10 protein-coding genes are annotated in these 12,319 nt (G+C 72.8%); 5 read left to right on the forward strand and 5 right to left on the reverse strand.

Annotation, left to right across the window (positions count from 1 at the left end; translation table 11 throughout):
* Nucleotides 1-223: 223 nt before the first annotated feature.
* Nucleotides 224-880 carry an SLOG cluster 4 domain-containing protein gene (locus IEX89_RS17995; RefSeq protein WP_188914635.1) on the reverse strand — a complete coding sequence of 219 codons (657 nt, stop codon included), beginning with the start codon at nt 878-880 and terminating at the stop codon, nt 224-226.
* Nucleotides 881-996: 116 nt separating this feature from the next.
* Here IEX89_RS17995 and IEX89_RS18000 point away from each other — a divergent pair, with 116 nt between their 5' ends.
* The gene (locus tag IEX89_RS18000) at nt 997-1,773 is read left to right on the forward strand and encodes a DeoR/GlpR family DNA-binding transcription regulator (protein WP_188914636.1); all 777 of its coding nucleotides are present in this window, start codon (nt 997-999) and stop codon (nt 1,771-1,773) included.
* A 29-nt stretch (nt 1,774-1,802) separates the two neighbouring features.
* On the opposite strand, the gene IEX89_RS18005 is transcribed toward IEX89_RS18000, so the two are convergent.
* Nucleotides 1,803-3,287, reverse strand: coding sequence for an AMP nucleosidase (locus tag IEX89_RS18005; RefSeq protein ID WP_373290608.1), 1,485 nt, complete (start codon nt 3,285-3,287; stop codon nt 1,803-1,805).
* 110 nt (nt 3,288-3,397) lie between these two features.
* Between IEX89_RS18005 and tsaA the strand changes: the two genes are divergently transcribed.
* Together tsaA and IEX89_RS18015 are read left to right on the forward strand one after the other, a co-directional pair.
* On the forward strand, nt 3,398-3,925 hold the full coding sequence (gene tsaA, locus IEX89_RS18010; protein WP_188914637.1) for a tRNA (N6-threonylcarbamoyladenosine(37)-N6)-methyltransferase TrmO: 528 nt from the start codon (nt 3,398-3,400) through the stop codon (nt 3,923-3,925).
* 112 nt (nt 3,926-4,037) lie between these two features.
* Nucleotides 4,038-7,004 (forward strand): bifunctional diguanylate cyclase/phosphodiesterase, encoded by a 2,967-nt coding sequence (locus IEX89_RS18015; RefSeq protein ID WP_188914638.1) that lies wholly within the window; start codon nt 4,038-4,040, stop codon nt 7,002-7,004.
* A gap of 54 nt (nt 7,005-7,058) precedes the next feature.
* Here the strand turns inward: IEX89_RS18015 and IEX89_RS18020 are convergent, their stop codons facing one another.
* Both IEX89_RS18020 and IEX89_RS18025 read right to left on the reverse strand, forming a co-directional pair.
* Nucleotides 7,059-7,403, reverse strand: coding sequence for a hypothetical protein (locus IEX89_RS18020; RefSeq protein WP_244645561.1), 345 nt, complete (start codon nt 7,401-7,403; stop codon nt 7,059-7,061).
* A gap of 144 nt (nt 7,404-7,547) precedes the next feature.
* The gene (locus IEX89_RS18025) at nt 7,548-9,587 is read right to left on the reverse strand and encodes an elongation factor G (protein WP_188914639.1); all 2,040 of its coding nucleotides are present in this window, start codon (nt 9,585-9,587) and stop codon (nt 7,548-7,550) included.
* A 219-nt stretch (nt 9,588-9,806) separates the two neighbouring features.
* On the opposite strand from IEX89_RS18025, the gene IEX89_RS18030 reads away from it, so the two are divergent.
* Nucleotides 9,807-11,033 (forward strand): DNA glycosylase AlkZ-like family protein, encoded by a 1,227-nt coding sequence (locus tag IEX89_RS18030; RefSeq protein ID WP_188914640.1) that lies wholly within the window; start codon nt 9,807-9,809, stop codon nt 11,031-11,033.
* A gap of 22 nt (nt 11,034-11,055) precedes the next feature.
* On the opposite strand, the gene IEX89_RS18035 is transcribed toward IEX89_RS18030, so the two are convergent.
* A complete protein-coding gene (locus tag IEX89_RS18035) occupies nt 11,056-11,307 on the reverse strand; it encodes a helix-turn-helix domain-containing protein (RefSeq protein ID WP_188914641.1) in 252 nt (83 codons plus the stop codon).
* 179 nt (nt 11,308-11,486) lie between these two features.
* Between IEX89_RS18035 and IEX89_RS18040 the strand changes: the two genes are divergently transcribed.
* On the forward strand, nt 11,487-12,296 hold the full coding sequence (locus IEX89_RS18040) for an aspartate dehydrogenase (protein ID WP_188914642.1): 810 nt from the start codon (nt 11,487-11,489) through the stop codon (nt 12,294-12,296).
* The last annotated feature ends 23 nt before the right edge of the window (nt 12,297-12,319 follow it).

The following is a 12,319-nucleotide window of genomic DNA, read 5'->3' on the forward strand; positions in this document are numbered from 1 at the left end:
ACGCGCTCCCCTCTCCCTCGTGGAGAGGGGTCGGGGATGTGGGGCGTTCAGGATTTCTGCGACCGGTATGCAGGCGTTCACGATGCAGGAGCGCTCCGCATCGGCGCCGAGATCGTTCTGCGCGCCCCCCCCCCACCCCCGGCCCCTCCCCACGAGGGGGAGGGGAGAGCGGCGGCGGCTTGCATTCAGGTCTCTTCCACGAACATCCCGACCAGGCTTCCCTTCACCCCGCGTCCAGCCGGAGGAACCGCCGCGCCAGGCGCTCGCAGACCTCCTCGACGTCGGCGCAGCGGATCGCGCCCTCGACCGCGGGCGCGTCCTCGAGCGCGAGGACGAGGCGGTCGAAATGCAGGCCGAAAGCCATCTCGCTGAGCGTGCCGTAGCCGCCGCCCACGGCGACGAGGGCGAAGGAAGCGCGCGCGATCAGAACGTTGCGGGCCGGGCCGATTCCCGTGGCGAGCGGGATGGCGACGAAGGGATTGGCCGCATCCCATTCCTCGTCCGGCACGAGGCCGATGGGTCGCCCACCCGCTTCCGCGTTGCCTCGGCAGGCGGCCTCCATCACGCCGTTCTTGCCGCCGCAGAGGAGCTGCAGGCCGAGGTCTGCGACCGCCGCGCCCAGGGCGTGGGCGACCTCCGTCTGGCGCGGGCTCGCCGCCTTCGGCCCGATGACGCCCACGGGCACGGCGCGGACGGGGCCGGCCTCGTGGAGCGCGCGCAGCGCCGCGACGGGCGCGAGATCGGGCCCGTCGGGCAGGGGCGTCACGTCCTCGCTCCAGGCGAGCGACCAGGCGTCCAACGCGTAGCCCGCACGCCGCAGGCGCCGCGTGCGCGGGCACAGCCGCAACCCGTTGCCGTCTCCCGAACCGGTCCCCGTCATCGCCACCTCCTGCGCTCGGCTCGGCGGGACTTGTGGCAGGCGCCGCGCTCGATGTAAAGAAACTAACATCACGACGTGAACGGCGATTCGCCGTCCGGACGGCGGCAGGAGCGGACATGGACGATCTCTCGGCCGGCGAGGACGTCGCCAGCACGCGCCAGCGCGAGATCCTCGCCCTCGTCGAGGCGCGGGGCTTCGTCACGATCGAGGATCTGGCGCGGCTCTTCGACGTCTCGGCGCAGACGATCCGGCGCGACATCATCCGCCTCGACGAGCGCGGCCTGCTCCAGCGCTTCCACGGCGGGGCGGGGCTCTCCGAGCAGCGCCGCCGGCCCGCCTACGACGAGAAGAAGGGCGTGCGCCTCGCCGCCAAGGAGCGGATCGGGCTTCGCGCCACACGCGATGTGCCCACGGGCGCCGCGATCTTCCTCGACGTCGGCACGACGCTGGAGGCGGCGGCGCACGCGCTGGCGTCCCGCGCCGATTGCCGGGTCTTCACGAGCAGCCTCGCGGTGGCCGCGATCCTCGGCGCGTCCACGGGCGGGCCGGAGGTGCGGGTGCTCGGTGGGACGCTGCGCGGGCCCGACGGCTCGCTGGTCGGCGCGGAGGCGCTGGAGGCGCTCTCGCGGCTGCGCCTCGACGTCGCGCTCGTCGGCTGCTCGGGCTTCGACGCCGACGGCGCCCCCCTCGATTTCGACCCCGACAAGGTCGCCGTGAAGCGGCTCGCCGTCGAGCGCGCCCGCGCGGCCTACGTGCTCGCCGACGCGACGAAGTTCGCGCGCGAGGCGCTCGTGCGCGTCGCGCCGGCGCAGGCCTTCGCGGGCCTCGTCACCGATCGCGCGCCCGACGCGCCGCTCGCCGCGGCGTGGGAGGGGCGCGTCCGCATCGGGTGAGGCCGGGCGAGCGTCCCCGCCCGCGCGCGTCAGCGGAAGGGCGGCTCGTCGAAGGACCGGAGCTTGCGCGAATGCAGCGCCGTGCGCTGGCCGCGCAGGATGTCGAGCGCCGAGAGCCCGATCATCAGGTGCTCGCCCACCGCCCGCTGGTAGAAGGCGGACGCCGCGCCGGGAAGCTTGATCTCGCCGTGGAGCGGCTTGTCGGAGACGCACAGCAACGTTCCGTAGGGGACACGCAGGCGGTAGCCCTGCGCCGCGATCGTGCCGCTCTCCATGTCGATGGCGATGGCGCGCGAGAGGTTGAAGCGCCGGCGCTCCTGCGTCCAGCGCAGCTCCCAGTTCCGGTCGTCGTTGGTGACGACGGTGCCGGTGCGCAGGCGCCGCTTGAGCATCTCGCCCGCTTCCCCCGTCACCTGCGCCGCCGCCTCCTGCAGCGCGATCTGCACCTCGGCCAGTGCCGGGATCGGCACCTCGGGCGGCACAAGCGCGTCGAGGATGTGGTCCTGGCGCAGGTAGGCGTGGGCGAGGACGTAATCGCCGATCGTCTGCGTCTGGCGCAGGCCGCCGCAATGGCCGACCATCAGCCAGCAATGCGGGCGCAAGACGGCGAGGTGGTCGCAGATCGTCTTGGCGTTGGAGGGCCCGACGCCGATGTTGACCAGCGTGACGCCGTGCCCGTCGGCGCGGGCGAGGTGGTAGGCCGGCATCTGGAAGCGGTGCCAGGGAGAGCGCGTCATCAGGCTCTCGGCGCTCTCGGAGGCGGCGCCCTCGCGCTCGACGACGATGCCGCCGGGCAGCGTCAGGCGCGTGTAGGGGCTGCCCTCGCGGGCGAGCTCGCCCAGGCCCCATTGCACGAACTGGTCCACGTAGCGGTGGTAGTTCGTCATCAGGATCCAGGGCTGGACGGCGCGCCAGTCCGCGCCCGTGTAGTGGACGAGGCGGCGCAGCGAATAGTCGACGCGCACCGCGTCGAAGAGCGCCAACGGGCGCGCCGGGGGGCCGTCGACGTCCCACAGCCCGTCGGCGATCTCGTCGCCGACCTCGGCGAGCGCCGGCGTCGGGAAGTGCTGGGCGAGGTCGCTCGCGGTGACGACGCCGTGCGAGAGCTCGTCACCGCGCTCGAGCACGTAGGGGTAGGGGATCTCCTGCTCGGAGAGCCCCACCTCGAGGGTGACGCCGTATTCCGCGACGAGCGGGCGCAGCTGCTCGAGGAGATAGGTCCTGAACTCGGCCGGATGCGTCAGCGTGGTCTCGTAGAGACCGGTCGTCTGCAGCTTGGCGTAGGCGCGCTCGGTCCGCGGCGGCGCGCCGTCGCCGGCATGGCGCACGCGCAGGAGCGGATAGCGGAAGATCGCGCGCTCGGCCGGCGTCGGCGGCGTGCCGCCGTGGACGAAGCGCGACACCGCTTCGCGCAGGGCCTCCGCCGACGTGTCGTAGAGAGCGCCGAGCCGCGCGACCGCCTCCTCGGCGGTGCTGCAGACCTGCATCGTCGGCTCCGGGATCGGGTCGGCCATGATGTCCTCCGGTGTCGCGCCGGCTTGACTCGGCGGTGGCATCGCTCCTTGTGGCAAGCGACGACGACGCGCGCAAGACGCGCATCGTGACGCGCCGAGGGGGACCCTCCATGGACGAGACGGACGACGCGGCGCACGGGCGTCGGCCCGGCGAGATCGCCATCGACCTGCCCGCGACGACGGATGCGGGCGTCCATTTCATCGGGCGCATCCGCACGCCCTGGGCCGATCGCGACGCCTGCCCGAAGAACCCGGCCGGCTCGGACGCCGCCTGCACAATCGAGCTCGACGCGCGCTACGAGGCCGGTCTCGCGGATCTCGACACCTGCACCTACGTCATCGTGCTGTATTGGATGGACCGCGCGCCGCGCAACCTCGTGGTCCAGACGCCGCGCAGCCACGGCAGGCCCCGCGGCGTCTTCGCCCTGCGCTCGCCGGCGCGGCCCAACCCCATCGCGCTCTCCGTGGCGCGGCTCGAGCGCATCGAGGGAAAGCAAGTGGTCGTGCGCGGTCTCGACTGCGTCGACGGTACGCCACTTCTCGACCTCAAGCCGTATTTTCCATCGATCGACTCCCGTCCGGATGCACGCGTGGGCTGGCGCGAGACGGCTGAAAGCGACGATTGCGGAAATTCGTAGTCGAGATGCGCGACTTCCCTTGGGTCAATAACAAACATAAAACCTTTTAGCCTGCAGGATGCCTCTCAGCCGAGCGCCTTCCCGGCGGAAGCGCGCTCCAACAGGGGTGGTCATGGTTCCGATACCGGCGAACGAAGCCGAGAGGCTCGCGGCCGTCAGGGCGCTGCGCATCGTCGACACGGAGGCGGAGGCACCCTTCGACGCGGCCTGCCGAACGGCGGCCCGCCTCGTGGGAACGCCGATCGCCCTCGTGACGCTGATCGACGCCGACCGGCAATGGTTCAAGGCGCATGTGGGGGTGGACGTGAGCGAGACGCCGCGCGAGCACGCCTTCTGCGCGCACGCGATCCTCTCCGACGAGCCGATGGTGGTCGAGGACGCCACCCGCGATCCGCGCTTCGCGAACAACCCCCTCGTCACGGGCCCGATGGGCATCCGCTTCTACGCCTCCGTTCCCCTCGTGATCGCGCCGGGCATCCGGGTCGGGACGGTCTGCGTCATCGACACCAAGCCCCGCGGCCTCGACGAGGGCGGCCTCGAAGCGCTCAACGATTGCGCGGCCATGGTCGTCTCCGCCATGCGCGGGCGGCTGCCGACGCCGGATCCGGAAGCGGCCGCGCGCGTCGCGGCCTCGGAGGCGCGCTATCGCGCGCTCGCGGAGGCGCTGCCGCACAAGGTCTGGATCACCGACGCTACCGGCGAGACGCTCTACGAGAACGCGCGGCTGCGCGCCTATCACGGCGGCGAGCTCTCCTCGCTCGCCGCCCGCATCGCTCTTCGCCATCCCGACGACCACGCGCGCCTCGCCGCCATGCGCCGCGCGGCGATCGAGACCGGGCAGACGGTGGAGACGGAAGGGCGGCTGCGCCGCCACGACGGCGTCTATCGCTGGCACAAGCTGACCCTCACGCCGATCAGCCGCGACGAGCAGGGCCGCGTCGAGGAATGGCTCGGCGCCACGCTCGACATCGACGACATCGTGCGCGACCGCGAGAGCCTGGCGAAGACCTCGCAGCTGCTCGAGCTCGCCCTCTCGGCCGGCGGCGCCGGCTGGTTCGAGCGCGACGTCGTCACGGGCTCGTCTCGCATCTCGCGCGAGAGCAAGCGCCTGCTCGGCCTGACCGAGGATGCGCCGGACACGCTCACCGCGGAAGGCTTCCGCGCGCTGATGCATCCGGAGGATCGCGAGCGCGTCGTGCGCGCGCGCTCGGCCGCCATCGCCGCGAGCCGAGCCTACTCGACGGAATTCCGCGTGCGGCGCCCCGAGGGCGGCGAACGCTGGATCATGGCGGTGGGCCGCCCCAGCCGCGATCCCGAGACCGGGGCCGAGCGCATCCTCGGGCTCAACATCGACATCACCGAGCGCAAGCTCGCCGAGGAGGCGCTGCGGCGCTCGGAGGGCCGCCTGCGCGCGAGCGAGGAGCGCCTCGCCTATGCGCTCGAGGCGACGAACGAGGGCATCTGGGACTGGGACGTCCAGACCGGCGGCGGCTGGCACAGCGAGCGCTGGGCGCAGATGCTCGGCTATCGCCGCGAGGAGCTGCCGGAGCACATCTCGAGCTGGCGCTCGCTGATCCACCCGGAGGACCGCGCCGACGTCGACGAGCGCCTGCACGCGCATCTGGAGGGGCGCACGGAGCACTTCGCCTCCGAGCACCGCCTCGCGCATCGCGACGGCACCTGGCGCTGGATCCTCGCCCGCGCGAAGGTCGTCACCCGCGATGCCGACGGGCGGCCGATCCGCATGGTCGGCACGCATACCGACGTGACGGATCGACGGGAGGCGGAGCGCCGGGCCGAGCGGATGGCGCGCCACGACACGCTGACGGATCTGCCCAACCGCATCCATTTCCGCGAGCGGCTCGACGCGGCGCTCGAGGCCGCCGCGAAGACGGGCGAGACCGTCGCGCTCGTGTGCCTCGACCTCGATCGCTTCAAGGCGGTGAACGACACGCTGGGTCATCCGGTGGGCGACGCCATCCTGATGCGGGTGGCCGAGCGGCTCGCGGGGCAGGTCCGCGCGAGCGACGTGGTAGCCCGCCTGGGCGGCGACGAGTTCGCGGTCCTGCAGGTCGGCGCGCAGCAGCCGGAGGCGGCGCGGACGCTGGTCCAGCGCCTCGCCCAGGCGGTTTCGGCGCCGATCTCGGTGGCGGGGCGCGATCTCGCCATCGGCTCGAGCATCGGCGTCGCCATCGCCCCGCACGACGGAGCCGACGCCGACGCGCTGTTCAAGAGCGCCGACCTCGCGCTCTACCGCGCCAAGGGCGAGGGGCGCTCCACCGTGCGCTTCTTCGAGCCGGAGATGGACGCGGCCGAGCAGGAGCGCCAGGAACTGGAGACCGACCTGCGCCAGGCGATCGCCCGCGGCGAGCTCGACCTGCACTACCAGCCGGCGCTCGACCTGAAGACCGGGCGGGTCGTCGGCTTCGAGGCGCTGGCGCGCTGGACGCACCCGACGCTCGGGCCGATCCCGCCGGATCGCTTCATCCCGCTGGCGGAGGACGGCAAGCTGATCGTCAGCCTGGGTGAGCTCGTGCTCGCGCGCGCCTGCGCGGCGGCGGCCTCCTGGCCCGCGCCGACGCGGGTCGCCGTGAACGTCTCGCCCGCCCAGTTCGAGAGCGAGGACCTCGTCGCCAAGGTCGCGGACGCCCTCGCGCGCTCGGGGCTGCCGGCCTCGCGGCTCGAGCTCGAGATCACGGAGACGGTGCTGATCGGTGACGACGACAAGGTGATGCGCCAGCTCGAGGCGCTGCGCGCGCTCGGCGTGCGCATCGCGCTCGACGATTTCGGCACGGGCTACTCGTCGCTCTCCTACCTGCGGCGCTTCGCGTTCGATCGCATCAAGATCGACCGCTCCTTCATCCGCGACATCGACGATCCGGACACGGCGGCGATCGTGCGCGCCATCGTCGGGCTCGGCTGCCGGCTCGGCATCGCCATCACGGCGGAGGGCATCGAGACCGAGGATCAGCTCGCGCGGGTGAAGGCGGAGGGCTGCGCCGAGGCCCAGGGCTGGCTCATCGGCCGGCCTGGGACGGCGGAGGCGGCCCGCTCGCGGATCGCGCAGCGGGCCGCGTGAACCCTCCCGCAGAGGGCCGGTTCACCGTGGGGCCGGTTCAGCGTCGCGGACGGATCACCGGTAGGTGTAGGTCGAGATCTCGCAGACGTTGATGCGATTGTCGACGACCTCGTCGCCGTCGGCGAAGACGGCGCGGAAGTCGAACAGGCACTGGCCCGAGCCGTCGTCGATGTCGACGTCTACGGAATAGCCGCTCTCGAGCACGTCGGCGCCGAGGATGTCCTCTTCCCAGCTGGAGCGATCGACGTTGGAGGCGTAGAACTCCATCATCGTCACGCCGGTATTGTTGACGATCTCGACGACGCGGTTCTGGGCGATGGCGGGCGCGGCCGACAGGGCGAGCGCGAGCGCGCCGGCGGCGATGCGGCCGCGCGCGGAAACGAGCAGAGTGCTGATCACGGGATGGGCTTTCGAAGAAGGCGCCGGCTCGGCGCCGCCGGCGACGCTATCGCAGCCCGAAGGGGCGTCCATGTTTATGAAGGGGCATGAACTCTCATGTCCCTTCTGTTTTCACGCACGCGCGTCGAACGCTCTCGGGGCGGCTCAGCCGGCGCGCCCGCTCAGCGCCCGTGCGGGCTTGCCGACGACCTCGGCGAGATGGTCGAAGCGGGCCCGGAAGGTGCCGACGCCCGCCGTCGAGGAGCGCAGGTCGACGATGAAGCCGTCCATCTCCGCCTCGGGGACGAGGGCGGTGAGCACGTCCCAGCCTTCCCAGCCCGGGCGCGGGGCGAAGGCCTGGATCTGGCCGCGGCGGGCGGAGACGAGCTGCGTCGCCTTCGAGATCGCGTCGGAGGGCGCGACGATCTCCACGGCGAGGACCGGCTCGAGCACGGTGGTCCCGGCCTCCGCCAGCGCCTGCGCCACCGCGGCGCGACCCGCCGCCTGGAAGGCGGCGTCGGAGGAATCCACCGCGTGGAAGCCCCCGTCGGTCAGCGTCACCGCGACGTCGACGACCGGATGGCCGTTGGGGCCGCTCGCCAGCGCCGCCTCGGCGCCCGCGCCGACGGAGGGGATCCATTGCTTGGGCACGACGCCGCCGGTGATGGTGTCGCCGAAGAGGAAGCCCTCGCCCCGCGGCAGCGGCGCCAGCGAGACGGCAACGTCGGCGAACTGGCCGTGCCCGCCCGTCTGCTTCTTGTGGCGCGCGCGGGCCGATGCCGGCTTTCGGATCGTCTCGCGATAGGCGATCGCCGGCACGCTCGTGTCCACCGCGAGCCCGAAGCGGCTGAGCAGCCGCTCGACGGCGAGGCGCAGATGCATCTCGCCCTGCCCGGAGAGGCGCAATTCCCCGCTCTCGGGGTCCTGGCGCACGACGAGCGCCGGGTCCTCGTCCGCGAGCTTGGCGAGGCAGGCGGCGAGCTTCGCCTCGTCCTTGCGTTCGGGCGCGTGGATCGTGCGGGAATGGACCGGGTCGGGCGCGATGACGGTCGCCACCGCGTCCGGCCGTTCGCGCCCCGCCGCGACGCTCTCGCCGGTGACGACGGCGTCGAGCTTCGCGAAGCCCGCGAGCGCGCCTTCGCCCGCCTCGCCGACGCGCTGCGTCGCCTCGCCGGAGAGCGCGAGGATGCCGGCGATGCGCCCCGGCGCGCCGCGCGAGCCGACGACGCCGTCGCCCTCGGCGAAGCGCCCGCGCAGGACGCGCGCCACCGAGAGCTTGCCGCCGTGGCTGGTGTGGCGCGTGGCGACGATCTGCGCCAGCGGCGCGCCGTCGGGCGCGACGCCGAGGCGGGCGCGGGTCTCGGCGAGGCGCGGTGCCTCGTGGCGCAGGGCCTTGAACAGGCGCGTGACGCCGTTGCCGCGCTCGGCCGAGCCGAACAGGACGGGCACGACGTGCCGCTCGCGCAGCTCCCGGGCGAGGTCGTCGAAGACGCGGTCTCGCGGCGGCTCGATGTCGGAGAGGAGCTCCTCCATCAGCGCGTCGTCGTAATCGGCGAGGCGCTCCAGCATCTGGAAGCGCGCGTCGCGCGCGTCCGGCGGCGCAGCGTCGGAGGATTCCACCACGCGGCTCGGCGCGTGCTCGCGGTAGATGAAGGCGCGTTCCAGCGCGAGATCGACGAAGCCGATGGCGATGCCGTCCTTCCAGATGGGGATCTGGCGCAGCAGGAGCGGCGTGCGCGAGGCGCGCTGGAGCAGCGCGAGCGTCTCGCGCACGCGCTGGGCGGCGGTGTCGATCTTGTTGAGGAAGAGGAAGCGCGGCACGTCCGCCTCCTCGAGCTCCCGCAGGATCGGCTCGAGAGCGGGGATCTTGCGCTCGTCGGCCTCGCACACGACGATCGCCGCGTCGCAGGCGGGCAGCACCGCGCGCATGTCCTGCGCGAGCTCGACGGAGCCGGGGCAGTCCACGAAATGGAAGGTCTCGCCGAGGAAGTCCGCGCTCGCCACGTTGAGCTCCGTGCTCATCGCATGGGCGCGCGCCTCGCGGCTCGCGTCGCCGACGCTCGTTCCCGCCGCCACCGATCCCGCGCGCGCCACGGCGCCGGCGCGCTCGAGCAGGCTCTCCATGAGCGTGGTCTTGCCGCTCTGGAACGGCCCTACGATGGCGACGCACCGTGCCGCGCCGCCCAGTGTCTCCGTGCCTGGCATGTGTGACCTCCCGCGTTTCGCCCCTCTTCGGGGACGCGCCTTCTCGCGGGCGCTTTTTTCTGGGGAACCATGCTCTGCCCCCGCGACGCGGTTGGCAAGCCCTCGCGCCATCCGGATGTCAGCGGAAGCGGGCTGCGGCTCGCAGCCCGCTCGGCTAGGCTCGACGTGTTGCGGACGCTGCACGAATCAGCGGCCGGGTTGCGGAGCGCGAGGACGGGCATGCGGATCGAGGGCGAGGCGGCGCGCCGCTTCCTGTGCGAGCGGCTGGGGCTCGCCGGGGCGCATTGGGCGGATGCGAGCCCGCTTCCGCGGCTCGGCATGGTGCAGGTCGACACGATCCGCATCGCGGGCGGGCGCAATCACGAGCTCGCGCTCGCCGCCCGCGCCGACGTGCCGACCCGTGGCTTCGACCGGGAGGTCTACGGCAGCGGCCTCTTCGTCGAGCAGCATTATCCCGTGCATCTCGTGCGCGCCGCCTCGCGGCGGCGCTTCATGGAGGGCATGGCGCATCGAGCGACGCGCTTCCGCATCGCCGGCATGAGCGACGTCGAGGTCGCGGCGCTGGAAGAGACGGTGCTCGACCACATCCGCGCCAACGGGCCCGCCAAGGCGCGGGACTTCGAGAGCGTGCGCGTGCCCGGCGGCTTCGACACGCTCAAGGCGACGACGATCGCGCTGGAGCGGCTCTATCTCGCGGGGCGCCTCCAGATCGCCGGGCGCTCGCACGCCTTCGAGCGCCTCTTCGACCTGACGGAGCGGCTCCACCCGGACGACGAGGCGCCCGTCGGTCCGCTGCCTCTCGACGCCGAGGCGATCGCCGACCACGCCCGCTTCGCCCTCGACGTGCTCAAGCTCGCGACGCCGGACGCGCTCGTCGACCGGGTGCAGCACCATGCGGGCCCCTGGCGCAGCGATGCGCGCAAGGAGCGCCTGCGCGCGCAGACCCGCGCCGCGCTCGATCGCATCGGCGCCGTGCCGGTGGAGGTCGTGATCGACGGCGAGGCCGTGGAGCATCTCGTCCTCGCCGACGATCTCGAGGCGCTGCGCGCGGCGGCGGAGGGCGACGCGCCCGCGCTCGACGAGCCGATGCGCATCGTCCCGCCGCTCGACAACCTGCTCTTCGACCGCCGCCGCTTCGAGCGGCTGTTCGGACGGCGCTTCCTGTTCGAGGCCTACAAGCCCAAGCGCGAGCGCAGCTTCTACTTCGCCATGCCGCTGATCCACCGCGCCGCCTTCGCCGGCATCGTCGACCTGCGCCTCGTCGAGGGGCGACGCCTCATGGTGGAGCGGCTCGAGGCCGTGCCCTGGACCGAGCGCGCCGCGCTCCGCGCCGCCCTCCACCGCCTCGCCCGCCTCGTCGGCGCCGAGCGCGTGAGCGCGCATCCGCGCATCGACGGGGCGATGCGGAAGGCGGTGATCGGGCGGGTGGAGGGCGGGGGAGGCTAGGGGGAGGCGGGGAGGGTGAGGCTCAGAAGATGGCCTCGATGTCGGCGGCGGTCGACGTGCTGCGCGGCGCGATGCGGAATTCCAGGTCGAGGGCGGCGAGCACCGCGAGGATGGTCTCGAGCCGCGCGGCGGGATTGCCGGTCTCGATGAGCGAGATGGTCTCCTGCCGCAGCCCGGCCTGCGCTCCGAGCTGGGTCTGGTTCCAGCCGCGCTTCTTGCGGGCGCGCTGGACGAGGGTGCCGATCTGCTTGGGCGTTCGCGCGAGGTCGCTCATGGCACGACTATGCGCCGAAACCGATAAATCGGCAATATCGGAATCGGCGCATAAACCCGAATTATGCGCTCTGGCGCTTAGGCAGCGCCCATCCGTCCGTGCGGACGGGCGCCTTCCGCACGAGCGCGCGAGCCCCTAACCTGCACCTTTTCATCATGGCACGATCCGGGAGCGAGGGCATGGCGGAGCGGGAACTGACGGTCGGCGTCGCCGGGCTCGGCGGGGTGGGGGCGCGGGTGGCGCAGGCGCTCCTCGCGGGCATCCCCGGTCTCGCGCTCGGCGCCATCTCGGTGCGCGACGGCGCGCGGGCGCGCGCGCTGCTCGCGGGCTTCGAGGGGCCGATCGTCGCCCCCGAAGCGCTGGGCGAGACCTGCGACATCGTCCTGGAAGGCCTGCCGCCGGCGCTGTTCCGCACGGTCGCGGAGCCCGCGCTCGACCAGGGGCGCACGTTCATGCCGCTCTCGGTGGGCCAGCTCCTCGAGCACTGGGATCTCGTCGAGCGCGCACGAGAGAGAGGCGCACGCATCCTCGTCCCCACCGGCGCCCTCATCGGGCTCGACGCCGTGCGCGCCGCCCGCGAGGGCACGATCGAGAGCGTCTCGATGGTGACGCGCAAGCCGCCGGCCGGCCTCGCGGGCGCGCCGCACGTCGTCGCGAACGGCATCTCGCTCGACGGGCTCTCGGAGCCGCTCCTCCTGTTCTCGGGGAGCGTGCGCGAGGGCGTGCCGGGCTTTCCGGCGAACCTCAACGTGGCCGCCGCGCTCAGCCTCGCCGGCATCGGGCCGGACCGCACCCGCCTCGAGGTCTGGGCCGATCCCGGCGTGACCCGCAACACGCACACGATCGAGGTCGAGGCGGACGCGGCGCGCTTCACCATGACGATCGAGAACGTGCCCAGCGAGACGAACCCCCGCACGGGCCGGATCACCGCGCTTTCGGCGATCGCGGCCCTGCGGCGGCTCGTCGACCCGCTGGTGGTGGGCACCTGAGGCAGGCGGCCCACCACCCGCCG

The organism is Salinarimonas ramus, assembly GCF_014645695.1.
GTDB lineage: Bacteria > Pseudomonadota > Alphaproteobacteria > Rhizobiales > Beijerinckiaceae > Salinarimonas > Salinarimonas ramus.

Excerpts from the sequence above, each read along its gene's own strand:
- IEX89_RS17995 (WP_188914635.1), bottom strand. The coding sequence starts at position 880 with ATGACGGGGACCGGTTCGGGAGACGGCAACGGGTTGCGGCTGTGCCCG.
- IEX89_RS18000 (WP_188914636.1), top strand. The coding sequence starts at position 997 with ATGGACGATCTCTCGGCCGGCGAGGACGTCGCCAGCACGCGCCAGCGC.
- IEX89_RS18005 (WP_373290608.1), bottom strand. The coding sequence starts at position 3,287 with ATGGCCGACCCGATCCCGGAGCCGACGATGCAGGTCTGCAGCACCGCC.
- tsaA (WP_188914637.1), top strand. The coding sequence starts at position 3,398 with ATGGACGAGACGGACGACGCGGCGCACGGGCGTCGGCCCGGCGAGATC.
- IEX89_RS18015 (WP_188914638.1), top strand. The coding sequence starts at position 4,038 with ATGGTTCCGATACCGGCGAACGAAGCCGAGAGGCTCGCGGCCGTCAGG.
- IEX89_RS18025 (WP_188914639.1), bottom strand. The coding sequence starts at position 9,587 with ATGCCAGGCACGGAGACACTGGGCGGCGCGGCACGGTGCGTCGCCATC.
- IEX89_RS18030 (WP_188914640.1), top strand. The coding sequence starts at position 9,807 with ATGCGGATCGAGGGCGAGGCGGCGCGCCGCTTCCTGTGCGAGCGGCTG.
- IEX89_RS18035 (WP_188914641.1), bottom strand. The coding sequence starts at position 11,307 with ATGAGCGACCTCGCGCGAACGCCCAAGCAGATCGGCACCCTCGTCCAG.
- IEX89_RS18040 (WP_188914642.1), top strand. The coding sequence starts at position 11,487 with ATGGCGGAGCGGGAACTGACGGTCGGCGTCGCCGGGCTCGGCGGGGTG.